The 24,166-nt window shown below is 69.6% G+C and carries 23 protein-coding genes; 9 read left to right on the forward strand and 14 right to left on the reverse strand.

Annotation, left to right across the window (positions count from 1 at the left end; genetic code table 11):
* The first annotated feature begins 230 nt into the window (after positions 1–230).
* Positions 231–1,286 (forward strand): S1 family peptidase, encoded by a 1,056-nt coding sequence (locus D0T12_RS01865; protein WP_158581367.1) that lies wholly within the window; start codon positions 231–233, stop codon positions 1,284–1,286.
* 121 nt (positions 1,287–1,407) lie between these two features.
* Here the strand turns inward: D0T12_RS01865 and D0T12_RS01870 are convergent, their stop codons facing one another.
* Positions 1,408–1,902 carry a winged helix-turn-helix transcriptional regulator gene (locus D0T12_RS01870; protein ID WP_117397478.1) on the reverse strand — a complete coding sequence of 165 codons (495 nt, stop codon included), beginning with the start codon at positions 1,900–1,902 and terminating at the stop codon, positions 1,408–1,410.
* 91 nt (positions 1,903–1,993) lie between these two features.
* Here D0T12_RS01870 and D0T12_RS01875 point away from each other — a divergent pair, with 91 nt between their 5' ends.
* The 4 genes from D0T12_RS01875 to D0T12_RS01890 all read left to right on the forward strand — a co-directional run bounded on the left by D0T12_RS01875 (position 1,994) and on the right by D0T12_RS01890 (position 7,102).
* Positions 1,994–3,460 (forward strand): MFS transporter, encoded by a 1,467-nt coding sequence (locus tag D0T12_RS01875; RefSeq protein ID WP_117397479.1) that lies wholly within the window; start codon positions 1,994–1,996, stop codon positions 3,458–3,460.
* A gap of 90 nt (positions 3,461–3,550) precedes the next feature.
* Positions 3,551–4,825 (forward strand): aspartate kinase, encoded by a 1,275-nt coding sequence (locus D0T12_RS01880; RefSeq protein WP_117397480.1) that lies wholly within the window; start codon positions 3,551–3,553, stop codon positions 4,823–4,825.
* Between the two features lie 469 nt (positions 4,826–5,294).
* Positions 5,295–6,359: an aspartate-semialdehyde dehydrogenase gene (locus D0T12_RS01885; protein WP_117397481.1), complete on the forward strand. Its 1,065-nt coding sequence runs from the start codon at positions 5,295–5,297 to the stop codon at positions 6,357–6,359.
* A gap of 74 nt (positions 6,360–6,433) precedes the next feature.
* Complete coding sequence (locus D0T12_RS01890) at positions 6,434–7,102, forward strand: TetR/AcrR family transcriptional regulator (protein ID WP_117397482.1); 669 nt, start codon at positions 6,434–6,436, stop codon at positions 7,100–7,102.
* 8 nt (positions 7,103–7,110) lie between these two features.
* On the opposite strand, the gene D0T12_RS35755 is transcribed toward D0T12_RS01890, so the two are convergent.
* The 6 genes from D0T12_RS35755 to D0T12_RS01915 all read right to left on the reverse strand — a co-directional run bounded on the left by D0T12_RS35755 (position 7,111) and on the right by D0T12_RS01915 (position 14,322).
* Positions 7,111–7,875 carry a hypothetical protein gene (locus D0T12_RS35755; protein WP_199487236.1) on the reverse strand — a complete coding sequence of 255 codons (765 nt, stop codon included), beginning with the start codon at positions 7,873–7,875 and terminating at the stop codon, positions 7,111–7,113.
* Positions 7,876–7,990: 115 nt separating this feature from the next.
* Positions 7,991–9,763 (reverse strand): S9 family peptidase, encoded by a 1,773-nt coding sequence (locus D0T12_RS01900; protein WP_117397483.1) that lies wholly within the window; start codon positions 9,761–9,763, stop codon positions 7,991–7,993.
* A gap of 110 nt (positions 9,764–9,873) precedes the next feature.
* Positions 9,874–10,017, reverse strand: a complete 144-nt coding sequence (locus D0T12_RS35200; RefSeq protein ID WP_158581368.1) for a hypothetical protein — start codon at positions 10,015–10,017, stop codon at positions 9,874–9,876.
* A gap of 21 nt (positions 10,018–10,038) precedes the next feature.
* On the reverse strand, positions 10,039–10,311 hold the full coding sequence (locus D0T12_RS01905; protein ID WP_199487237.1) for a hypothetical protein: 273 nt from the start codon (positions 10,309–10,311) through the stop codon (positions 10,039–10,041).
* A 299-nt stretch (positions 10,312–10,610) separates the two neighbouring features.
* On the reverse strand, positions 10,611–12,269 hold the full coding sequence (locus D0T12_RS01910) for a catalase (RefSeq protein ID WP_117397484.1): 1,659 nt from the start codon (positions 12,267–12,269) through the stop codon (positions 10,611–10,613).
* 109 nt (positions 12,270–12,378) lie between these two features.
* A complete protein-coding gene (locus D0T12_RS01915; RefSeq protein WP_117398000.1) occupies positions 12,379–14,322 on the reverse strand; it encodes an AfsR/SARP family transcriptional regulator in 1,944 nt (647 codons plus the stop codon).
* A gap of 81 nt (positions 14,323–14,403) precedes the next feature.
* Between D0T12_RS01915 and D0T12_RS01920 the strand changes: the two genes are divergently transcribed.
* Positions 14,404–15,267 carry an alpha/beta fold hydrolase gene (locus D0T12_RS01920; RefSeq protein ID WP_117397485.1) on the forward strand — a complete coding sequence of 288 codons (864 nt, stop codon included), beginning with the start codon at positions 14,404–14,406 and terminating at the stop codon, positions 15,265–15,267.
* 509 nt (positions 15,268–15,776) lie between these two features.
* Entirely contained in the window at positions 15,777–16,583 is an 807-nt protein-coding gene (locus tag D0T12_RS01925) for an SAM-dependent methyltransferase (protein ID WP_199487287.1), read from the forward strand.
* A 348-nt stretch (positions 16,584–16,931) separates the two neighbouring features.
* On the opposite strand, the gene D0T12_RS01930 is transcribed toward D0T12_RS01925, so the two are convergent.
* The 3 genes from D0T12_RS01930 to D0T12_RS01940 form a co-directional block, all read right to left on the reverse strand.
* Positions 16,932–17,756 carry a maleylpyruvate isomerase family mycothiol-dependent enzyme gene (locus tag D0T12_RS01930; RefSeq protein WP_117397487.1) on the reverse strand — a complete coding sequence of 275 codons (825 nt, stop codon included), beginning with the start codon at positions 17,754–17,756 and terminating at the stop codon, positions 16,932–16,934.
* Positions 17,753–18,298: an RNA polymerase sigma factor gene (locus D0T12_RS01935; protein ID WP_117397488.1), complete on the reverse strand. Its 546-nt coding sequence runs from the start codon at positions 18,296–18,298 to the stop codon at positions 17,753–17,755. Before D0T12_RS01935 ends, D0T12_RS01930 begins: the two co-directional genes overlap by 4 nt.
* Before the next feature lie 103 nt (positions 18,299–18,401).
* Positions 18,402–19,370: an ArsR/SmtB family transcription factor gene (locus D0T12_RS01940; protein WP_117397489.1), complete on the reverse strand. Its 969-nt coding sequence runs from the start codon at positions 19,368–19,370 to the stop codon at positions 18,402–18,404.
* 55 nt (positions 19,371–19,425) lie between these two features.
* Between D0T12_RS01940 and speB the strand changes: the two genes are divergently transcribed.
* On the forward strand, positions 19,426–20,430 hold the full coding sequence (gene speB / locus D0T12_RS01945; RefSeq protein WP_117397490.1) for an agmatinase: 1,005 nt from the start codon (positions 19,426–19,428) through the stop codon (positions 20,428–20,430).
* A gap of 215 nt (positions 20,431–20,645) precedes the next feature.
* Here speB and D0T12_RS01950 read toward each other — a convergent pair whose 3' ends face one another.
* A complete protein-coding gene (locus D0T12_RS01950; RefSeq protein WP_117397491.1) occupies positions 20,646–21,476 on the reverse strand; it encodes a hypothetical protein in 831 nt (276 codons plus the stop codon).
* The gene (locus D0T12_RS01955) at positions 21,473–22,024 is read right to left on the reverse strand and encodes an RNA polymerase sigma factor (protein WP_117397492.1); all 552 of its coding nucleotides are present in this window, start codon (positions 22,022–22,024) and stop codon (positions 21,473–21,475) included. The genes D0T12_RS01950 and D0T12_RS01955 overlap by 4 nt, the downstream gene beginning before the upstream one ends.
* A gap of 482 nt (positions 22,025–22,506) precedes the next feature.
* Between D0T12_RS01955 and D0T12_RS01960 the strand changes: the two genes are divergently transcribed.
* A complete protein-coding gene (locus D0T12_RS01960) occupies positions 22,507–22,983 on the forward strand; it encodes a hypothetical protein (RefSeq protein WP_147339338.1) in 477 nt (158 codons plus the stop codon).
* Here D0T12_RS01960 and D0T12_RS01965 read toward each other — a convergent pair whose 3' ends face one another.
* Both D0T12_RS01965 and D0T12_RS01970 read right to left on the reverse strand, forming a co-directional pair.
* Positions 22,984–23,169, reverse strand: coding sequence for a hypothetical protein (locus D0T12_RS01965; protein WP_117397494.1), 186 nt, complete (start codon positions 23,167–23,169; stop codon positions 22,984–22,986).
* Entirely contained in the window at positions 23,169–24,110 is a 942-nt protein-coding gene (locus tag D0T12_RS01970) for a hypothetical protein (protein WP_147339339.1), read from the reverse strand. Before D0T12_RS01970 ends, D0T12_RS01965 begins: the two co-directional genes overlap by 1 nt.
* Between the last annotated feature and the right edge of the window lie 56 nt (positions 24,111–24,166).

Raw genomic sequence — 24,166 nt, forward strand, 5'->3', positions numbered from 1 at the left:
TGAGGTGAAACGGCTGCGTACCGACCGGGTCGGTGTTTTCCGTACCCGCCAATGAAGATCATCTAAATTAACGGCAGGATGAAATTTCATTACCTGCTGATAACTGGTTGTTTTCGCGTTGTCGGCGTACGTTGCTCCCATCACGACGCCTTATACCACCAGGCTCGTAACCTCCCGCCAACCCCCGAGATGCCGCCGACAAGGTGGTCGGCGGTGAAAGGTGGACCAGAGTGAATCGTGCGTCGCACCTCATCAAGGTGCTCCCGCTGATCAGTGCCGCGGCGCTGATCACGCTCCCCCTGTTCGGATCCGTTCCCGTGTCGGCCGAGACTCGGCCGCCTGCCGCGACCGTCCGGCTCGCGCATCTCCCGCTCGCACGGCTGGCCGACCAGTTGAGCGGTCGACTCGGCCCACAGCACGCCGGTTCGTTCGTCGACGGCAACGGCGACCTGGTCGTCAACGTGACGAACGCTGCCGCCGCCCACAAGGTCAGGGCCGCCGGGGCGAAACCCCGGGTCGTCGAACACGGCATCACGCCCTTGACGGACGCCAAGAAGGAACTCGACCGCCTCGCGGGAAGCCCCGGCACGATCGGGCTGTCCTGGGGCATCGACGTCATGTCCAACACCGTCGTCGTGAGCGTGCCGGAAAACGACACCAACGACGCCACCGACGCGTTCGTCAAGCGGGCCCGCGCCATCGGACCCGTCGTCCGGTTCAAGCGCGTTCCCGCTGCGCCGCGACTGCAACTCGGCCCCGGCGACGCGATCCTCACCGGTTCGTCGCGTTGCTCGGTGGCGGCGATCGGTGTGGGCGGCGGGACGGAGTACGTCGTCACCGCCGGGCACTGCACCAACAACGGCGCCGAGTGGCGCACCAGGGACGGGCAACTCGTCGGTACCAGGCAGGCCAGCAGCTTCCCCGGAAACGACTACGGCACGATCCGCAGTGCCGGCCAGGTGCCGCTGGACAACGCCCAGCTCACTCAGGTGGGACGTCCACCGGCCGGCACCCAGATCCAGAAGAAGGGCTCCACGACCGGCACCACCTCGGGAAGGCTCGTCGGCTACGGCCGGACGGTGAACTACCGGGAGGGCGCGGTCACCGACATGATCGAGACCACCGCCTGTACCCAGCCCGGTGACAGCGGGGGTTCGTTGCAGAGCGGCACCACCGCCGTCGGCATCGTGTCCGGAGGAACCACGGGATCCTGCCGGGCCAACTACCAGTCGTTCTTCCAGCCGCTGGACGAGGCGTTGCAGTCCCAGGGGCTCACCCTGAAGTGACCGGGGCCCGTTCCGCTCGCGCGGGGCACCCGGCCACGCCGGGTGCCCCACCACGCCGGGTGCCCCACCACGCCGGGTGCCCCACCACGCCGGGTGCCCCACCACACCGTCGGACACGGGCTCAGCGGCGGGCCATGAGGATTTCGTGGTCCAGGGCGGCGCGCTCGGCGGCCTCCTCTTCGGCCGCCTTGCGCTCCGCCTCGACGCGAGCGTCGTAGGCGGCGCGCGCTGCGGCGATCTCGTTCTGGTGCTCCTCGGTCCAGGTGACCAGCGAACGGATCGTCTCGTGAAGGGTGCAACCCATGGACGTGAGGGCGTAGTCGACGCGCGGCGGGACGGTCGGATGCACGGTACGGCTGACCAGGCCGTCCCGCTCCAGATGCCGGAGCGTCCTGGCGAGCATCCGCTGGCTGATGCCATCGATCAGGCGGCGCAGCTCGGTGAACCGGAGCGTCTGCTTGTCCAGCAGTGAGATGACGAGCAGCGACCATTTGTCCGCTATCCGGTCGAGGATCTGCCGGACCTCGCAGTCGTTACGGGTGTCCCACTGGAGGACGTCGTCGTCGACGGCGGTATACACGCAGTCACCAGGGGACGCGAAAGTTCCGTCTTCCATGACATCTGATGATGTCCCAGGATGTGGCCGGTAACAAGAGGGAACCGGCCTCCCCATCGGGAACCGGGCCCTCCGGAGAGAGGAGCCTGTCATGTCCACATCCCCGGCCCGGACGAGCGCACGCGCATGGGCGTCGTTGTTCGTGCTGTGCGGCGCGGTCTTCCTGGAGGGGATCGACGTGGCGATGCTCAACATCGCACTCCCGTCGATCCGGGAAGATCTGGGGCTGTCGACCGGGATGCTCAGCGGCGTCATCAGTGCCTACGTGCTCGGCTACGGCGGGTTCATGCTGCTCGGCGGGCGCGCCGCCGACCTGCTGGGCCGTCGCCGCGTCTTCCTCTTCTGGCTGGTGGTTTTCCTCGCGTTCTCCGGGCTCGGCGGATTCGCCACGGAAGGCTGGATGCTGCTGCTCGCCCGTTTCGTCACCGGTGTCGCGTCGGCGTTCATGATGCCCGCCGGGCTCGCGCTGATCACCGCCACGTTCCCGGCCGGTCCGGCGCGCACCCGGGCGCTCGGCTTCTACGCGGGGACGGGCGCGGGCGGTTTCACGCTCGGTCTCGTCGCCGGTGGGCTGCTCACCTCGATCGGCTGGCGCTGGGTGTTCTTCGCCCCCGTGATCCTCGCGGCGCTGCTCCTGGCCGCCGCCATTCCGCTCGTCAAGGAACCGGAGGCCACGTGGAAGCCCGGCCCCGAGGCGAGCGGCGGGTTCGACCTCGTGGGCGCGTTCACCGTCACCGGTGCGATGCTGCTGCTCGCGTACGGGGTCGTCCGGCTGGAGCGGCCCGACCACGGGGTGGCGCTCACCGCGTCCACCCTCCTCGGCGGGCTGGCCCTGCTCGCCGTGTTCGTCGCCGTCGAACGCCGGGCCGCGAACCCGCTGCTGCGCCTCGGCATCCTCCGGTCGGCGCCGCTCGTGCGGACGAACCTGAGCGCGGCGCTGTTCCTCGGCGCGTTCGCGGGCTTCCAGTTCCTCATGACGATCTACCTTCAGGAACTACGCGACTGGACGACCTGGCAGACGGGCCTCGCCATGCTCGTCCTCGGCATCGACACCGTCCTCGCGCCCACCCTCACCCCGCGCCTGGTGGAACGCTTCGGCAACCTCCGCGTCCTGTTCGGCGGTCTCGCCCTCGCGGCCGTGGCGTACGGGCTGTTCCTGCCGCTCGGGCTCGACTGGGCGTACACCACCATGCTTCCGATCATGGTGTTGCTGGGGATGGGGTTCACCTTCGCCTACGGGCCGTTGACGATGGCCGCCACGGACGGCGTCGACGAGCGCGAGCACGGCCTGGCCGGGGGCCTGTTCTATACCGCGATCCAGTTCGGCACCGCGCTCGGCCTCTCCACGGCCACCGCCGTCCAGGTCGCCGCGCTCGGCGGTGACGGCTCCGCCGCCGCGGGCCTCGACGCCGTCCGGACCGCGCTGATCGTCCCGTTCGCGGCGGCCGCGCTGGCGGCTCTGATCACCGCGTTCGGGCTGCGTGCCCGTGCGGCGCGTCCGGTCGAAGCCGTCCACGAACCCGTCCGCGAACCCGGCGAGATCGTCGATGTCGGCTGAGCACGGCGGTTACCTGCCCGTAACGCACGGGAGGCGGCTCGGTAGACTCGACGTCCGGAACGCCTGACCCCGATCCGAGGAGCGCCACTCGTGGCTCTAGTCGTGCAGAAGTACGGTGGCTCCTCCGTCGCCGACGCCGACGGCGTCAAGCGGGTCGCCCAGCGCATCGTCGCGACGAAGAAGGCGGGCAACGACGTCGTCGTCGTGGTGTCCGCCATGGGCGACACGACGGATGATCTCATCGATATGGCCAAGCAGGTCAGCCCGCTCCCGCCGGCCCGTGAGCTGGACATGCTGCTCACGGCCGGCGAGCGGATCTCGATGGCCCTGCTCGCCATGGCCATCGCGAATCTGGGCCATGAGGCCCGCTCGTTCACCGGCTCCCAGGCCGGTGTGATCACCGACGGCTCGCATGGCAAAGCCAAGATCATCGATGTGACGCCGGGACGGATCCGCACCGCGCTGGACGAGGGCTCGATCTGCATCGTGGCCGGGTTCCAGGGCGTCTCGCAGGGCACCAAGGACATCACCACCCTCGGCCGCGGCGGCTCCGACACCACGGCGGTCGCGCTGGCCGCCGCGCTGGACGCCGACGTCTGCGAGATCTACTCCGATGTCGACGGGGTCTTCACCGCCGACCCGCGCATCGTCGGCGCCGCCCGCAAGATCCCCAAGATCTCCTATGAGGAGATGCTGGAGATGGCGGCGAGCGGCGCGAAGATCCTGCATCTGCGCTGCGTGGAGTACGCGCGCCGGTACAACATCCCGATTCATGTGCGGTCCTCGTTCAGCCAGAAGGAGGGCACATGGGTGGTCGACAGCAGCGAGATCGAAGGACAGGACATGGAGCAGGCGATCATCTCCGGTGTGGCGCACGACCGGAGCGAAGCCAAGATCACCGTGGTGGGGGTGCCGGACAAGCCCGGTGAGGCCGCCGCGATCTTCGGGGTGCTGTCCGACGCCGAGATCAATATCGACATGATCGTGCAGAACGTGTCGGCGGCGTCCACCGGACGCACCGACATCTCGTTCACGCTGCCGTCCACCGACGGGCAGAGCGCGCTGACCGCCCTGAACAAGCTGAAGGAGCGGATCGGCTTCGAGTCGCTGCGCTACGACGACCGGATCGGCAAGGTGTCGCTGATCGGCGCCGGGATGCGCTCGCACCCCGGCGTCACCGCCACCCTGTTCGGCGCGATCGCCGACGCCGGTGTCAACATCGAGATGATCTCCACATCGGAGATCCGGATCTCGGTCGTGGTCGCGCAGGACGACATCGACACCGCCGTCGCCGCCGCGCACCGCGCGTTCGACCTCGACGCCGAACAGGTCGAGGCCGTCGTCTACGGAGGCACCGGCCGCTGATTTTTCGCAGGCCAGGCCCACTGCGCTCGCCTGGCGGCTCGCTACGTGCCCTGTCCTGGTGCGAACGCGACATCGCTTCGCGATCCGCCCGGCTCCGCTCGCCTTCGGCTTCGCTCCACCGGGCGGGTAACGCGTTCGCGTGCGGGCTGAGGGCACCCCGGAACAGACCTGGGCCATGTCTCAAGATGGTCCTCAGCCACGTGCTGGCGTCCGAAGGGCGACGGGAAGCGGGTATGGGGGATACCTGTGAAGTGATGGTGACCTTGCTGACGGCCTGGCTGCGGCGAGTGCCTTCAGGCAGGCTCTTTGAGACAGGCTCTAGGTGAGCGTCGAGCCCCGGATCTGCGGCTCTGGTGTTCGTGCGCGTGGGGGCGGGTCACGTGACGCAGTTGGACGTCCTGGACGGTGGCAGCATCCCGTCCGGGAACCGGCCGTGGACGACGGTAGTTCTGAGGATGTGAGTGCGACGATGGACTCGGCTTCCGGGCTGCCCACCCTCGCGGTCATCGGCGCGACGGGCGCGGTCGGGGCGGTGATGCTCGACCTGCTGTCGACCCGCCGCGACATGTACGGGGAGATCAGACTCGTCGGCTCCGATCGATCCGCCGGACGGATCCTCCGCGTGCGCGGCAGGTCGGTGGAGGCCGTACCGCTCACCCGGGAGGTCTTCGACGGCGTCGACATCGCGGCCTTCGCCGTCCCCACGCCCGTGGCCGCCGAGTGGGCACCGGTCGCGGCGGCCCGCGGCGCCGTGGTGGTCGACGGCTCGCCCGCGTTCCGGTCCGGCCCGGGTGTGCCGCTCGTCGTCCCGGAGGTGAACCCCGAGCGGGTGCGGGAACGTCCGCGCGGCATCGTCGCGGGCCCCGGCTGCACGACCCTGTCGATGATCGTCGCGCTGGGCGCGCTGCACCGCCGGTACGGGCTGCGGGAACTGGTCGCCGCGTCCTACCAGGCGGCGTCGTCGGCGGGCCGCAGCGGCACCGACACGCTGTACGCGCAGCTGGAGAAGGTCGGCGGCGACCGCGCCCTCGGCAACCGCGCGGGCGACATCCGCGGCGTGGTCGGCGAACTCGGACCGTTCCCGGCGCCTCTCGCCATGAACGTCGTCCCCTGGACGGGAACGCCCGCGCCCGGCGGCTGGACGTCGGACGAGATCGCCGTCCGGAACGAGACCCGCAAGGTCCTCGGGCTACCGAACCTGAAGGTGTCGGCGACGTGCGTCCGCGTCCCGGTGGTGACCGCGCATTCGGTGGCCGTCCACGCGGTGTTCGAGGAGCGCACCAACCAGCGGGAGGCCCAGGAGATCCTCGCCCGGTCACCGGGCGTCGTGCTGTGCGACAACCCGGAGACCCACGAGTTCCCGACGCCGTCCGACGTCGTCGGCACCGACCCGACATGGGCGGGCCGCGTCCGCCGCTCCCTCGACGACCCGCGCGCCCTCGACCTGTTCCTCTGCGGCGACAACCTGCGCAAGGGCGCCGCCCTCAACACCGCCCAGATCGCCGAACTCGTCGCCGCCGAACAGACGGGGTGACGGCGGGAGGGGGGCGGCGCGGCCCGGATCCGCCGCGTGAGCAGGACGGCGACGTGGGTCGTAGGGTGGCAGGCGTGACCGAGACGAAGGCCGTGAAGTCGGAGCAGACACGGTCCCTGATCGTCGAGACGGCGCTGCGGCTGTTCAGGGAACGCGGATACGAGGCGACGACGATGCGCGCGATCGCCAAGGAGGCGGGCGTCTCGGTCGGCAACGCCTACTACTACTTCGGTTCCAAGGAAGAACTGATCCAGGCGTACTACGACGAGTTGCAGGACGAGCACGTCGCCGCCTGCCGCGCCGTCCTGGACGCGGAGACGGCGTTCGCGCCCCGGCTGCTCGGAGTCCTGAAGGCCCGGGTCGACACTATGATCCCGTACCACGAGTTCGCGGGAAAGTTCTTCAAGTTCGCCGCCGAGCCGACCAGCCCGCTCAACCCGTTCAGCGCCGAGTCCGGTCCCGCCCGCGAGTCCGCGGTCGCGATCTACCGCGAGGTCGTGAACGGCTCCGACCTGAAGATCGACAAAGAGTTCCGTGAGGAACTGCCGGAACTGCTGTGGATCTATTCGATGGGCATCGTCCTGTACTGGGTGCACGACAGCTCACCGGGCTGCCGCAAGACCTACCTGCTCGTGGAACGGACGGTCCCGCTGGTCAACCGCATGGTGTCGATGTCACGCCTGCCGGGCTTCAAGTCGGTGACCCGGGAACTGGTAGGCATCGTCCGCGAGGTCCGCGCCTGAGTCGGGCTTCAGGGGAAGGCGATGTCCCAGTGGTTCTTTTCGCGGGCGAAGAGGGCGCCGTCGGGTGAACGGTGGAGCCGTGCGCCGTCGCGCCGGACTCCGACGGACGGGTAGCGGGTGACCGCTCGGTCGACGCAGGCGCTCGGTGCGATGTCGAGTTTGTAGCCGTTCCAGTGGCTGCGGGGGCCGTGTGCATGCCCCCGCTCAGTACCGCCGGTCACGGTGATCTCGCAGCCGCTCGACGCCGCGAAGCGGATCAGCCCCTGGACCGTCCCCCACCGGATCGTCTCGAACGACGTGCACTTCGCGATCAACCGGTCGGAGCAGCGTCCGCTCGACCGCCAGCCGATGCCGTTGGCGCGCAGCACCTCTTCCACCAGCCGATGTTCCAGCCGCGCCGACGCGGGCCGGTCGGCGAGGTCCTCCAACGCCTTGCCGATGCCCGCCTCCGTCCCCGCCGGTGGACTCGCGGCCTGGCCGGGCACCTCGCCCTCGGATCGCGGCGGAGCGACGACCGGTTCGCGCTCCGGGACGGGTGGGGCAGGCGAGGGTGGCGGGGGCGCGAGCGTTGGTTCGCCGGGGACGGGCAATCGCATGGGGTGGTCGGCGGCCGCGGGAGGCGGTGCGACGACGAGCGCGGCGGTGACCATGGAAAGGGTCGTCAGCACGGCCGTCAGGCGAAAGAACGGGCTGTGCGTTGTGACGGTCTCGGGCGTCCGGAAGCGCGACAGCCGGGTCGTCCGCCGGGCGCGGGTCATGTACGGCCGTGTCATGTGATCCCCCCGATCGGTGATGTCCGGTGACCGGGGGGTGGCCGGTGGAGCGATGCCCGAGGTTCGATCTTGTAAACGCGGGGGACGGACGGGCCTCCGTCCGCCCCCCGGAAGATCAGGACATGCCCAGATGTTTGCGGGCGAAGTCCATTTCAGCGGCCATTTGCGTGATGCGTTCCTCCACGACGAGGGAGCCGTGCCCGGCGTCGTACCGGTACACCTCGTGCGGACGGTTCAACTCGGCGAGGCGGCCCAGGTAGTTGTCGATCTGCCGGATGGGGCAGCGCGGGTCGTTCTCCCCGGCCAGGATCAGCACCGGCGCCTTCACCTGGGACACATAGGTGATCGGGGACGATTCGCGGTACTTGTCCGGAACATCGTCGGGGGAGCCGCCGAACAGCGAGCGGTCGAACGCCTGCAACCCCTCCATCTCGTCCTCATACGCGGCGACATAGTCGGCGACCGGGACGGCGGCGACCGCGACGCTCCAGTCGTCCGGCTGCGTCCCGACGCCGAGGAGGGTGAGGTACCCGCCCCACGAGCCGCCGGTCAGGACGAGCCGCGCCGGGTCCGCGAGGCCGCTGGACACCGCCCAGTCGCGGACGGCCTTGATGTCCTCCAGTTCGGTGAGCCCGACCCGTCCCTCGATGGCGTCGCGCCACGCCGACCCGTATCCCGTCGAGCCCCGGTAGTTGACGCGGACGACCGCGAACCCGTGGTCCACCCACGCGGCGGCGGACGGGACGAACGAGTCGTCGTCCTGCGCGGTCGGCCCGCCGTGGACGTCGAACACGGTCGGGTAGGGCCGGTCGCCGTCCGGCCTGCTGACCAGCGCGTGGATGCGTCCGGCGGGGCCGTCCACCCACACGTCCTCGACCGGGACGGACGGCGGCGCGACCGGGCCGGGTGGCGTGAGCACCACCGAACCGGACGTCGAACGGATCACCGGCGGCTCGGCGGCCGACGACCAGGAGAACTCGACCGTCCCGTCCGGCCGGACAGCGGCTCCGCCGATCACCCCGCGCGGTGTTTCGACCCTGGTCAGGGTCTCCTCGGCGAGGTCGTACCGGTACAGCTCGTCGCGGGCCTCGTGCGAATGGGAGATGAGCAGCGCCGTCCCGTCCGGATACCAGCCCGCGCCGATCTCCCCGGGCAGATCGAGGACGATCTCCCGCTCGGTGCCGGAGACCGGGTCCCAGATCAGCATCTCGTCCCGGCCGCGCCGTTCATGGTTGACGAGTAGCCGTGAATCACCGTCGACCGGGGCGAACCCGGCTCCGTACACGCCCTTGCCGGGGCCGTCCCACAGGTCCGCGACCGTGGATCCATCGGGACGCAGCACGCGCAACGCCATGTGTCGGCTGTCGCCGTGCTCGCTGTGCCCGACCGCTATCAGGGACTCGTCCTGCGACAGCGCCGCGACGTGCGCGTCTTCCGCGTGGTGATAGAGCACCTCCGGCGGCGCACCGGCACGGCACAGATGGATCGTGTTCCCGGTGTCAGTGGTCCGCCCGATGACGGCGAAACCCTCACGACCCAGACAAAGCCCAGACGGGTACGACGGCTCCAACTCTGGAACGGCCGGAGCGCTCTCCGCGCCCTCTGCCGCGTCGAACGGCACCCGGTTCCACACACCGAACTCGTTGCCGTCCGTGTCGGCGAACCACCACACCCACTCACCGGGCGGGTCGATCTTTCCCATCCACGTCCCGTTGGGCCGATCCGTCACCTGACGCTGCGCGCCGGTGTCACGGTCCCACGTGTAGATCTCCCACGTCCCCGTGATGTTCGACTGGTAGATGCTGCGGCTAGGGGCGTCACGCGCCCATCGGGGCAGGCTCATCCGGGCGGCCCGGAAACGCGCCTTCCAACGCTCGTCGTCGACCATGCCGTCCAGTATCGCGCCTGGACGCCGCCACGTTTTCCGCCCGCCAGAAGACGACCCACGGCCCGCACGAGCCCCGAGGGTCCGGCAAGGGATTCACGCTGGGGTGCGTGCTAGGTGGTGCCTCGGGTGGTGTTCGTTCTTCGTTGTCGGCGCGGGCGCTTTTTGTTCGTGGGCGGGGACGGGTCGGTGGCGAGCAGGTCGCGGAGTGTGCGCGGGACGATGTCCTCGGGCCGGTCGGTGAACGGTGAACGCATCAGATGGGCTCCCAGTGGTGGTCAGGCGGCGGAGGTGAGGTCGCGGTAGGCCTCGGAGACGGTGGACAGGGCCCAGCGCATCCGAAGGGTGTAGGTCTCGGGGTGGTCGCCGGCCTCCTGGGCGACGAGGGCGACGCAGGCGGCGCTGTCGCCGCCACAGGCGCCGATGCGGTCGTCGATGGCCTTGCGGACCTGCTCGGCGGAGGGGTGGTCGGACTCCTGGAGGCCGCAGCAGAACAGGACCTCGGCCAGGTCGGAGGTGTTCAGCGAGGTGGGGGGTGGCGTGTGTGACATCGTCTGCCTTCTTCCTGCGGAGGGGGCCTCGTCCCCCTGCTGCTGAATATGACTCTGCCGGTTCGGCAAACTCATCGCCATAGGGGAAAACCCTCATCCGTGGTGGAGTAATCCCCCGGGAGACCCGTAGTCGGAGTGTTCGTACGTGTCTGAGTGTATCAGAACGGAATGCTTCGTTCCAGTAAGGTTGAAGGCTCTGACCTGCGGGTTGTTGGTCGGATGTGGGGTTGCGTGACCCTGAGTCGACCCTGAGCGCACCGACCGGCCGTGCGGTCGACCAGTGCGCTCACCGTCGTCGTCTACCGGTGGTGGACGGCCCGTTCGTTCGGGACGCAGTGCGTCATCTTCAGGCCGTCGACGTCACGTGGACCGTTCTTGCCGAGGTTCCGCAGCCGTTCCCTGTCCTCGTCGTTGAGGTCCTGGCCGGGCAGCGGTTCGAGGTGTTCGACGTCCTCAGGGGCGATGCCGAGCCCCTTGCCGACGCGGAGGCCGAGATCGTCCTCGACGAGGAGGAAGTGCCAGACCATCCGTTCCTGGACGGGACGGGCGCACTGGGAGATCAGCTCGACGAAGTTGTGGACGAGGTCGTCGCGTTCCCAGTCCTCCATCAGCAGGTAGCGCTGACCGGCCTGCTTGTAGTCCTGCGTCCGTTCGATGCGCATGCGCGTCAGGCGTCCCCGGATCTCCGGGCCCTGCTCGTCGTGCGTTGGATACTGGCCTTCCCGGAGGCCGCCGGTGATGGACGGCTCGTAGTTCACGTGCGGGTTGTCACCGGCGTTGTCGACGTAGTAGGTCATCTGCCCGTCGCGCTGGTTCGTGCGTACCTGCGTGCTCTTGGCTTGGTTGACGGGCAGTTGCAGGTAGTTCGGACCCACCCGGTGCCGCTGCGTGTCGCTGTAGGAGAACGTCCGTCCGACGAGCATCTTGTCGTCGGAGAAGTCGAGACCGTCCACGAGGACGCCGGTGCCGAACGAGATCTGCTCGTTCTCGGCGAAGTTGTCCTCGACGTTGCGGTCGAGGACGATACGGCCCACCGGTTTCGCGGGGAACTCGTTCTCCGGCCAGACCTTGGTGTCGTCGAGCGGGTCGAAGTCCAGTTCCGGGTGTTCGTGGTCGTCCATCATCTGGACGAGCAGTTCCCATTCCGGGAAGTCGCCGCGGTTGATGGCCTCGTGCAGGTCCCGGGTGGCGTGCCCGAGGTCGTGGGCCTGTATCGCCGCCGCGTCCTCCTCCGTCATGCTCCGCACGCCCTGCTTGGGCATCCAGTGGTACTTGACGAGCTTCGTGTCACCGGCCTCGTTCACCCACTTGTAGGTGTTCACGCCGAACCCCTGCATATGCCGGTAGTCGGCCGGAATGCCGCGCGGGCTGAAGAGGTTCACGAGCATGTGCATCGACTCCGGTGTCTGCGACATGAAGTCGAAGATGCGCGCCGGCTCCTGGCGGAACGTCACCGGGTCCGGTTTGAGGGCGTGGATGACGTCGGGGAACTTGATGGCGTCGCGGATGAAGAAGACCGCCAGGTTGTTACCGACGAGGTCCCAGTTGCCGTCCTCGGTGTAGAACTTGATGGCGAACCCGCGTGGGTCGCGTGCGGTCTCGGCCGAGTCGCGTCCACCGATGACCGTGGAGAACCGCAGCGCTATCGGTGTGCGCTTCCCGTGCTCCTGAAACAGCTTCGCCCGTGTGTACGTGCTGACGGGTTCGTCGCCCCATTTTCCGTACGCCTCGAAGAATCCGTACGCGGTCACGCCTCTCGCGTGGACGACCCGCTCCGGAATCCGCTCCCGGTCGAAGTGGCTGATCTTCTCCAGGAATTGGTAGTTCTCGAGTGTCGCGGGGCCACGGGAGCCCACCGTCCGCTGGTTCTGGTTGTCATAGACGGGATGGCCCTGTCGGTTGGTCAGTACCGGACGGTCGTCCCCCGGTTCCGGTCCCCTGCTCGAAACGTCCGTCACGACGCTCTCCTCTCGCTGCTTCTGTGCCGCCCTACCCGAGAGGGGAGCGCCCCAACGTCCGAAGTTGGTAAACCCACCCAAATCCGACACGCCGGGACGTGGAAGCCGATTACTCCCTGGTGAGGTCGTGTACGTAGCGGGAAACGGGGCCCAGCGTGAGGAGCCCGCTGCCCGCACCGGCCAGTTCAGCCATCGCGGGTGCCAGCTCGTCGTGGGCGCGTGCCATCGTCTCGCGGTCGCCCACGGCCATGGCGGCCCGCGCGGTGAAGCACCACATGGCTTCGTAGAGCAGGTCACGCGGCGGTTCCGGGGCGGCCCGCAGCGCCGCCGCCGCTTCGTTCGTGCGGTCCTCCGCCAGCAGGACCAACGGCCGGGCCCACGGCTCGTAAGGCCCCCACCGGGTCTCGTCGCCGACCTGCGCGGGCCGTCCCTCCCGGACGCGCAGGGCCAGCGTCGCGAGCGCGGGCAGCCCGTCGGCGAGGCCGGGCATCCCGGAGCCGTCCAACCGCGCGATCGCCCGGCGGTAGGCGGCTTCGACCTCGCCGGCCGCCGTTTCGTCGGACGCGGCGAGCCGCAACGCCCGATACCACTCCGTGAAGACCCCCGCCAACGGCCGCTGATGCCGTTCGGCCAGCCGGTCGACCGCGGCGGCATGGTGGTCGGCCGCCGCGAAGTCCCCGAGCGCGCTGAGCGCCTGGAGGCGGACGAGGTGACCGAGGACCTCGAACGGGACCAGGCCATGCCGGACGGACAACGCGACCAACTCGGCCCCGATCTCGTCCCGCCGCGGCGCCAGCCCCGCCCGGTGGAACGTCTGCATGAACACGCCGTTGAGGGCGAACGCCAGCAAAGCGGGTTCGTCCAGGCGGCGCGCGATCCGCTCCGCCTCCAATGCCGCCGCACGCGCCCGTTCGGTGCCGGACCCGCGAGACTCCAGCGCGATCGTCGCCAGCAGTCGTGCCCTGACCCCGTCGTGCTCGCCGTGGAGGGCCGCCAGGGTGCGTTCGGCCGCCGCCACGATCTCGGCGGCCTGGCGCGGGTCGTCCGACCGGGTCCAGATCGCCGGGACGTCGTACGCGCCGATCACCCGCGCGGTCAGTTCCGCGTCGCCGAGTTCCTCGGCCGCCGCGATCGTCGCCATGCGCTGTTCGCGGGCCGCCTCCAGGCCGCCGCCCCCGGTCACCGCGAGGTTGCGCAGCAAGCCCACCGTCGACTCCAGCCGGTCCCGCGCCCCGGACGCGACCGTCCGGTCGTAGGCGGCGGCCGCCCGTGCCCACACCCGCGCCGCCGCGTCGCCGCCCGGGTCCAAATGGTCGGCCTGGCGAAGGATGTCCTGCTCCAGGCGTCGGAGCGCCGGCCCGGGGTCGATGCCGAGCCGATCCACGAGCAGCGTCCGCGCCCGGCGCAGCACGGCGAGCGCGTCCGCTTGGCGTCCCGTGCGGTACAGGGCGAGCGCCAGGAGGCCCCAGGCGTCCTCCCGCCAGGGATGCTCGGCGAGGTGCGCGTCCAGGTCGGGTGCCGCGTCGGCGGCGAGGCCCGCCTCCAGCATCGCCTCGGCGCGCCGCTCGACGGCCCGCAGCCGCAGCTCCGTCAGGCGGGAACGTTCCGCCCGCGCCCAGCCGTCCTCGGCGAACTCCGCGAACGCGGGCCCGCGCCACCAGCCGAGCGCCTCGTCCAGGCTCGTGACCAGCTCCCTCGCCGGACGGTTCGCGCCGACCGCCCGTGCGAAGCGCCACGCGTCCACCTCGTCCGGGCCGGCCCGCAGCGCGTACCCCGGGCCCTCGGTGACCAGCGTCCGGGACGGCGACCTCGGTGGACGATCAGGCTCCAGCGCCCGGCGCAGCGCCGCCACGAACGTGCGAACCGTCCCGACGGCGTCCGCAGGGGGATCGATCCACAGGTCGTCGACCAGCCGCGTCACCGGGACGACCCGCCCACGGGCAACGATCAGCCGCGCCAGCACAGCCCGATGCTTCGGCCCCTTCAACGCGATCACGTCGCCGGAGCCGTCCCAGGCCGTCACCGGCCCCAACACCCCGAACACGACCCCCACACCGGCCACGCTATAGCGCGCTCATCGGATGCTCATCCACACCCGGCAGCCTGGAGACATCCCACGAGAAAGGACAGAACCGTGCCGACCATCCCAGGCATCGACCAGCACCGCGTCCCCGTCGCCGACGGGGTCTCCCTCCACACCGCCGTGGGCGGCTCCGGCCCCCCGATCGTCCTCCTGCACGGCTTCCCGCAGACGCATCTGATGTGGCGCCACGTCGCCGCCGACCTCGCGTCCGACCACACCGTCATCTGCCCCGACCTGCGGGGCTACGGCGCCAGCGACAAGCCCGCCGACGGCTATTCCAAGCGCACCATGGCCGCCGACATCGTCGCCCTGGCCCGCGCCCTCGACCACGAGCGGTTCGCCCTGGCCGGTCACGACCGCGGCGCCCTCGTCGCCTTCCGCGCCGGGCTCGACCACCCGTCCACGATCACGCATCTCGCGTGCCTCGACGTCCTGCCGACCCTCGACATGTGGGACGCGATGCACGGTGTCACCGCCGCGGTCGGTTTCCACCTCTACCTGATGGCCCAGCCGTCCGGCCTGCCCGAACGGATGATCGGCGCGGCGCCCGACGCGTTCTTCGGGCACTTCCTCGACCTGTGGGCGAACGACCCGTCCGCGATCCCGCCCGACGTCCGCGCCGCCTACCTGGACGCCTGCCGCGACGCGATCCCGTCGATCGTCGCCGACTACCGCGCGTCCGCCGGGATCGACATCGAGCACGACCAGGCCGACCGGAACGCGGGCAACCGGCTCGCCATGCCGGTCACCGTCCTCCAACAGGACTGGGGCGCCGCCCTGGGCTTCGACGCGGTCGCCCTCTGGCGGGCATGGGCCGCTGACCTGCACCACAGCACCGTCACCTGCGGTCACTACATGGCCGAGGAGGCCCCCGACGAGATCACCAAGGAGTTGAGGACGCTGCTGACCCGCTGAGTCCTCTACCAGGGCGGTCCGCCCTGTGTGGCCGCCCAGACCCACAGGTAGATGAGGAACCCGATCGTCACCAGTCCCAGGAGCAGTTCCCAGCTGAGCGAGACACCGCTTCTTCGGGCCATGCCACTCCGCCTCCATCCGGCCTTCGCGGTCCTTCCCCCCTTAGCCGGACGATCTCCGCATAACCCCACCGGTCGGTCATGTTTCGGTCAGCCACCCGGCCCACGGTGTGCGCTCGGGGCCGAGGCTTGGACGACAACACTCCCGAATGTCGACTCATGCCCCGTAAAGCGGCGATGTAAATGAAGGTCGACTAACCCTCTTCAAGCGGGCTAGTCGCGCAATCCCCATCAATTTCGGGAACGTCCCCGTGTCTGGGCGCATCACAAAACCGCAATCCGAGCCATCCGCTTTCCGTATTTTTGCGGCTGCCCTTGGCAGGGCCGTCTGCGCTGCTACGTTCGGGAGAGCAGCGCAGGCGAGCGGAGGAGCGACGCCCCGTGACCGGCATCCCACCCGAGCTCGGCCGCACACCCGAAATCGACACATCGGTGGCCCACACCGCGCGCATCTGGAACTACTGGCTCGGCGGCAAGGATTACTACGAAATCGACCGGCTGATCGGTGATCAGATCAAGCGCCTGCACCCCGGCATCATCGACTACGGTCGCGCCGATCGCGTATTTCTCGGACGCGCCGTCCGTCATCTCGCCGAAAAAGTGGGCATTCGTCAATTTCTGGACATCGGCACCGGTCTCCCCACCCACGACAACACCCACGAGGTCGCCCAACGCGTGGACCCGACGTGCCGCGTCGTCTATGTGGACAACGACCCGCTCGTCCTCGTCCACGCCAACGCACTGCTGACCAGCACCCCCGGAGGCGCCACCGCCTACCTGGACGCCGACCTGCGCGACCCCGACACCATCCTCGAACGGGCCGCCGACACACTCGACCTCGCTGAACCGACCGCGCTCACCCTCCTCGGCGTGGTCATCTTCATCGAGGACGACGATGAGGCCCGCCGCATCGTCCGTCACCTGATGGACGCGCTCCCCTCAGGCAGCCACCTCGTCCTGTCCCACACCATCAGCAGCCCCTCCATGCCGGACGTGGACGAAGCGGTCGCGTACTGGAACAAGTACGGCACCCCCAGGCTGACCCAACGCACCCCACAGCAGATCGCCCGCTTCTTCGACGGCCTCGAACTCCTCGACCCAGGCCTGGTCTCCTGCTCACGTTGGCGTCCCGAGGCCACCCCCTGGGGCGACCCGAAGGAAGTGGCCATGTACGGCGCCGTCGCCCGCAAACCCTGACCGTCTCTCATCCAGATGGCGTCGCCGCGCGAATTCCGGGTGAGACAGGCGCTCACCGACAGTCGCCGTGGGCGGCGATGTCTCCGTCACCTGATGACCCGTCAGGGTGGCACGAACCCCGTGAGATCCGGGACGAGCCCGGTCGACCAGTGGAAAGGAGGCGAATCCGGCCCCTCATCGTTCAGTACGCGGCCCACACCGCCCGTTCGAGGACCCGTTACCAGCGGGGTCATGTACCGCCTTCGGCTGGTGGCGGGTCCTCGCCCCCCTCCGCACATGACCCCGCAGCGCCCGAAGTGCCGGGTTCCTGGACGACCCGGCACCGCCCCTGACGCCGGCGCCCCCGCCCTACGGGCCGGAGAAGGCCGGTACCGACGCCAGGACGTCGCGCGTGACGGCCGGGTCCCCGCTGGTCTCGGCGCGCACGCTCTCGGGATCGCGGCGCCCTCCGGCCAGGAAGCAGAACTCGATGACGTCCATCCTCACCCGCACGGACGGTTCGACGTCTGCGGTGCCACTCCCCAACGGAACCGTCCACTCCCCACCGCCGGGACCGTCCAGAATCAGCCGCAGCGTCTGGTCCGGGTGTTCGCGGCCCGTCAGGACGAGCGCCGAGGGCAGGATCCGCGCGCCGAAGTCCGCGAGCGGGTGCACGTGTTCGGCGAGAGGCGGCGGCAGGGCACGGCCCGTCGCCTGGCCGATGTCGGTGGCATGGATCCACGTTTCGAAGGCGCGTGCGAAGAGATGGTCGCTGAGACACATCCTGAAACCGCCCATCTCGACCTGGCGGTCGGCGTCCGAGTCGCCCAGCCGGTCGCACAGTTCGTCCGCCTGGCGGCGCCATGTCCGGCGTGTGTCACGGAGCGGGAGACGGCGCCCGGTCAGCTCCGCCGTGCGGGCCGGGACGTCGTCGGCCGACGACTCGACACCCGCGATGGCCTCCACCAGGAGCCCGTCGGTGGCGGTCAGGTGCGCGACCAGGTCCCGCGTGTCCCACCCGTTGACGGCGATCGTCGTCCAGTCGGCCTCCGGCAGGTCGGTGAGCAGCGCGTCCAGCATGGAGACGATCGCGGCGTACGGGCGGGCGAAGCCGGGCGCAGGACGGGCCGGGGCGCGCCTCGACAGCGCGGCGCGGAGCGTACGCGCACGCAGGTCCAGAGGGGGTTCGGTCATGATGCACTGCCTTCCTCGGCCAGAGAGTCGGCGATGCGACGTAACCCGGATCGGATGCGCGATTTCACGGTGCCCTCCGGTAAGCCCAGCTCGACCGCCGCCTGCCGGTAGGTCCGTCCGTGGTAGTAGGCGAGTTCGACCGCCTCCCGTAGCCGCTGTGGAAGCGCCGCCACCGCCCGCCGCACCCGCGCCCCCGTCTCCTCGGCGATGATCATGTCGAGTATGAGGGTGGACGGCTCGGAGTCACCGACCGTGTCCAGCAGGTTCCGCTGCCGCTCCTCCCTGCGGACCCAGTCGACGGAGCGCCGGTGCGCGAGCAACGCCAGCCACGTGCGCAGGCTCCCGCGGTTCGGGTCGAAGTCGTAGGGGCGTTCCCACAGGGACACGAACACGTCCTGCGTTATCTCCTCCGCGGCCTCCCGGCTCCGGGTCACCCGTAACGCCAACCCGTACACGAGCGGCGAACATCGGTCATAGGCGAGCCGCAGCGCGCCGTCGTCACCCGCCGCGAGCCGCTGCCTCAGTCGGATGTCCCCGTCCATCGGAACCCTCTTCCCTGACCGGGCGACACAATCGCTCCCAGGATGAAGTTCGCCTCCTCCTGACAACAGGATGAAAAATGGCCGACACCGGACGCGCGGTGATTCAAGCCGGTTCACCGAGCAGTCGGTCGCCAAGAGAACTTCGGTGGTACAGGACGCGTCGTCCATCCCGGGTTCGGGTCACCAGACCGGAGTCGAACAGGACGCGCAGATGCTGGGAGACGGCGCTCGGAGTCACTCTCAACCGGTGCGCCAGTTCCACCGTCGCCAACGGCTCCTCAAGCAGACGGAGCAACCTGGCCTTGGGTTCGCCGACGAGCGCGGCGAGCACAGTCGGGTCGGGTGCGGGCGCCGGGGCCCACAACGTTGCCACCGCCCGGCTGGGATAGGCCAGGATCGGCGGCTCGTCCGGACTGACCGGTGGCGCCGGTTGATGCGCGAACACCGAAGGGATCAGCAGGAGTCCCCGCCCCGACGACGCGACGCGGAACTCACCGATCGTCCTGTCGATCGTGAGAACGCCGTCCCGCCACCGCAGGTTCGGGTGCATGTCGGCGAAGAGAAGGCGCGCGCCGCCCATGGCCAGACGGCGTGCGCGGTAGGTCATGTCCGCCTCCAGCACCAGCCGCATCTGCGGCCAGACCGGTTCGACGGCCGCGCGCCAGTACTGGCACAGGAGATCGCACAGCCCGGCCACGGACGCGTCGTCGGCGGTCGCCGCACGCAGCGCCTCGGGAAGCGGGCGCGGCGCATGCACGGCGCTCAGGTCACGTCGCACCAGATCAAGGGGGCTGCGGCGTACCACGTCCAGTTCGTCCTCGAAGGCGGGAGCGAACACGGTCGGCGGCGGCGTCAGGAGATCGGGAAGCGCCAGACGCCACCCCACCAGGGAGAACAACAGTTTCGTGTCGAGGGCGCCGAGGCGCCCGAGCACCGACCTGCGCCACGGCAGATGCGACGCGGACAGCCCGGGATCGCGCAGCACCCGCAGGCTGAGGACGGTCTCCTGCAGAGGCGAGACGGCGAACCGGGCGTCGGCGAGGTCCTCGACACCGAGCACAAAGCTGATCATTAAGGCGCACGCTACATTCGTTGGCCGCGGGCCACGAGGGCCGTGAACTGTCCGTATGACACGCGAACCCGGTGAGCCGCCGCCCGGCATGCGGGCCCAGCTCGACTCGTCCTCGTACATGGGCGTGCCGACGTTCGGGCTGCGCCCCCACCTGACCGAACCGGAGCAACTGGACGAATGGCGCCCCGACGTCGCGGTGATCGGCGCGCCGTGGGACGACAACACCACGAACCGTCCCGGCGCCCGCTTCGGGCCCCGGGCGCTGCGCGCGAACGCCTACGACGCGGGCAGCTACCACCTCGACCTGGAAGTCGAGATCTTCGACCATCTGACCGTGGTCGACTACGGCGACGCGATCGTCCAGCCCGGCATGTGGGAGCCGTCCCGCGGGGCGATCGAGCAGCGGGTCCTGGACGTCGTGAGCCGCGGAATCATTCCCGTCGTGATCGGCGGCGACCACTCCGTGACCTGGCCGAGCGGAACGGCGGTCGCCGCCCATCACGGCCGGATCGGCATGGTCCACTTCGACGCGCACGCCGACACCGCGGACATCCTGCGCGGCAACCTCGCCAGCCACGGAACACCGATGCGGCGGCTGATCGAGTCGGGGGCGATCGCGGGCAGGGACTTCGTGCAGGTGGGCCTGCGCGGCTACTGGCCACCGGCCGACGTGCAGGAGTGGATGCGCGAGCAGGGCATGCGGCACCACACCATGCAGGAGATCTGGGAACGCGGGATCGGCAGCGTGATGGACGACGTCATCGCCGAGGCGAACGACGGCACCGACGGCATCTACCTGTCGATCGACATCGACGTCCTCGACCCCGGCTTCGCTCCGGGCACCGGCACCCCCGAGCCCGGCGGCCTCGCCCCGGTCGACCTCCTCCGCGCCGTCCGCCAGGTCGCCTTGCAGACCAACGTGGTGGCGCTGGACGTCACCGAGGTCTGCCCTCCGTACGACCACGCGGACCTCACAGTCAACAACGCCCATCGCCTGATCTGGGAAACCCTGGCGGCTCTGGCGCACAAATCCCGCGCCGAAAACGCCTCGTCCGGATAAATTAGGGCGGAATTCCCCGTCCCTGTACACGCTCATCGTTCCGAACGTCGAGAAATCAGAAGGACGACCATGCGCCTCGGCGCGGGGCCCCAAACTCTTGATTAACGACCGCAACGCGCCAAGCGGCAGAACGGCCCAGCGCATCGCAGTCGGACGGCGCCGACCTCCGGTTCGAGCCCCCGCGGCCGGACCGGAGATCGGCGGGTATTTCGCTGCTACATCGCGCTCTCATGAGCCCGGAGGGTGCTGAGTACGCGTCCCTTGGCGTCGACGGCCGCGAGGTCAGCGTGTTCGAAACCCTCGTGCGGGTCTTCGGGAGGTTCGGTCCACCTCGGACCGGGTCCCCGCTTGTGGTCGAGGAACGCCATGAAGAAGCCGCCCGTCCTGACCGGCACGAGGTGCTGCCGCCCATCTTGCAGAGTCACCCGAATGGCGGTGGCCGGTTCCGCCGCCCAACCCAGGACGCCCATGTCGTCCTTGACCAGCGGACCGTAGCGCGCGCTGAGTCGCGAGTTCCCCGGCCAGGTCCCCTGCCGTGCGGAGCCCGCGGGCGTGACGGCGTCGCTGCACTCGATGGAGCCGTCCTCCGTCCGGCCGCCGTCCTCGATCCGGCGCAGGTAGGCGCACTCCGCGCCCTTGGTGCTGGGCGCCGTCCACAGTTCGACGAGGTCGCCCCGCGGGCTCCGCGCGTCGATGAGTTTTCTGGCTCGGGCGGTGTCCAACTTCCCCCAATCGCTGTTCTCGTCCTGCGCGCCCTGAAAGGCCTTGATCACTCCGGTGGGGATGAATCCGCCCGCATCGGCCATGGCTCCGACCGTCCCCACGGTCAGCATGGTGGCGAGCACGATCACGCCGCGACGCCCCCACCTGGGTGACCGCCGCTCGTCCGTCTCCCGCTCCGCCCTCAGGATCTGTGCCAGCACGCGGCGCCCCTCGGCGTCCTGTGCCGCATCGGTGTGCTCGTCCGGGCCCACGGGATCGCCGCGGCCCAACACCTGCCGGACGTGCGCCACCGTCTCGTCCGTCGAGGTCCCCGTCCGCCTCATGATCGCGCCTCCTTCATCGCTGGTTGACGATGAGCACCGGCTTCCTGACCGCCGCGCTCGGCGAGGGCACGGTCCAGACGCCGCCGGGCGCGGTGCAACCGCACGGCGAACGTGCTGGGCGAGCAGCCGACGACGGTGGCGGCGGACGTCACGTCCAACTCCTCCCAGCCCACCAGCTGCAACGCCTCCCGGTCCTTGGCCGAGAGCGTCGCCATCGCCTCACGTAGCCACAGCGACTCCACCACCGGCCCGGCGTGGTCTGCCCCGGTCATTCGCTGTGGCGCCGCTTTCAGTCGAGCGCCCAGTCGCGTTCTGCGGCGATCGCCACGTTGCTGGTTCGCCAAGGTGTTGCGGGCGACCGAATACAGCCAGGGCAGCACCTCGTCCGCCTCACTGGGCACTTCCTCGAAACGCCGCCAGGCGACCAGGAAAGTCTCGGCGGCCACATCCCGGGCCTGGTCAGGATCGATCCTTCGCGATGCGTAACGCAGGACGTCGGGATAGTGACGTTCGAACAGGACCGTAAATCTCTCCCGGTCATCGTCCACCCCCGCCTCCTTCAGCTGTGTCGTGATCTGCGCTGGTCGTCTCCCTATGTCCGGCAGCGGGAGAGGCATTACCGTCACGTTCTACGGCGAACCCGCCGGACGGCGCGCTTCAGCTTCGACATCACATCCCTGCGACCGATCCCCGGAGGGGCCAATGTGCGCCCTACCTCCGACAAAACAGCGGAGAACTCCACAACCGAAAGAGGCGCGCTTGAAACGGCACATCGCACAAAAGTCGACAGCCGAGGTCGTCCGGCCATCCTCACTCACCGACGCGAACACGACCAGCGACCCGAACGTGACCGAGGCGTTGTGAGCCGCCCGGGTTCGGCGTGCCGCCTTTGCCCCTGTTCCTCCTCGTGGCGACCAGGCCGGAGGCTCCGCCTCGGACGATGACGGGATGCTGGTCAGGACGCGCCGGATTCAACGCGTATGTCCACTATCTTGAGCAAAGGATCCTTTAAGCTCGCCGTATGCAGCTTGTGGCAGTTGGGGATGGCATTCCGGCGGTCTTCGCGATCGGGCCTCAGGCCGTCGGCGTGTTCGCGGCCGGGCAAGAAGCCACGGGGATCATCGCTCTCGGTCAGGTCGCCAACGGCGTCGTCGCCATCGGCCAGTTGGCGCGCGGTGTCGTCGCCATCGGCCAGCTCGCCACGGGTGTCTTCGCCCTCGGCCAGGCGGCCTTCGGCTTCTTCGCGGCCGGGATGGCCGCCATCGGCGTGGTCGTCCAGGCCGGAGTCGGTTTCGGGGGCACCAGCGCGGTGTCGTCCAAGCTCGGATTCTGGGGCAGGCTCCACATCCAGCGGATGTTCGACCCGCACGCCCGCGGCCCGATCCTCCAGCACGGCGGTCTGCCCGGCTGGCGGATCGTGCTCGCGACGGTCGGCACCCTGGCCCTGACCGCGGCCTGGTGGAAGATCACCGGTGAGCCGCTCCGCGAAATGATCCTCGACCTCTGATCAGAGGAAGAGCGGCACGCAGAGCAGGGCGGCGAGGACGATCCCGCCGAGGACGTTCGCCCAGACCGGCAACCGTCCGAACAGCTCCTCACCGCCCGGCGACAGCGTCGGGTACGTCTCGACCTCGGCGCTTCTGAGCTTGCCGTGCCTGTCCTTGACCTTGGGGCCCCTGTCCCTGGACGCCATCAGCCCGCCTCCGCCAGCCCGCCGGGCAGCAGGGTGAGCCCGGTCCTGCGCGCCTTCTCGACACTCCGGCGCAGCGCCTCCTCGACCTGCCTCGCCTCGTCGGTGAGCCCGTCGATCTCCGCGATCGCCAACTCGTCCCGGACGGTCCGCGCGAGCAGTTCGCCGTAGGCGTCGTTGTTGTCGGCCAAACGCTGCAGGGTCTTCCACTGCAGAAGCGCCCGGTCGGCGGCCTTCACCTGCTCGGCGTACCGCTCGATCGCCTCGATCCGCTCGGTGACCGACGCCGTGGCCAGCTTCAGCGCCTTGGCCTGCGGGCCCATCACCTGCGCGAGATCGGCGTTGTGCCCGGCCTGGCGGGCCGTCCGCTGCTCTTCCGACAAGCGGCTGATCTCCCGCAGGGTCTGGGCGATGTCCCATTCCTGCGCGGGCAGCATCACGGCGTTGCGCAGGTCGTCGAGCAGGCCGTCCCTGGTGACCTCGGCGGTCAGCACCGCCTTGATCGCCCGCTGGGCCCGTCCGAGCAGGGCGGACGTGGCGGCGTCGAGATCGCCCGGCACCACATAGGACGCGTGGAGCCGCCGCGCGAGGGTGCCGACCCGACCCTGTCCGCAGCGGGCCAGCAGCACACCGAACGCGACGACGGTCGCTCCCATCAGCACGAACACGCCGCCGGGCGCGAGAACCAGCACCGCGCCCGCCGCGACCTGCCCGACCGCTCCGGCGACAGTCGCCTTCCGCCCGTAGAACGGCGCGATGACGAGCGGCAGAACGGCCCACAACGGAGCGTTCCAGAGACTGAAAAGGACATCTCTGGGCGTTCGCCCACCGAGACGCCCCAGCGGCCGCACCCCGGCGGCCGGGTGAAGCAGGTCCGGCCGCGCCTCCAGCAGGACGCGGTCCTCCGCCGTGACGGCAGGATCGAACGAAGGTCTGACGCTCACGCACGTATCTAAGCATCTACCTGCCGAAAAGCTAAGAGAACCAGGCCCTCTGGGAC

The sequence above is a fragment of the Actinomadura spongiicola genome (genome assembly GCF_003432485.1).
Taxonomy (GTDB): Bacteria; Actinomycetota; Actinomycetes; order Streptosporangiales; family Streptosporangiaceae; genus Spirillospora; species Spirillospora spongiicola.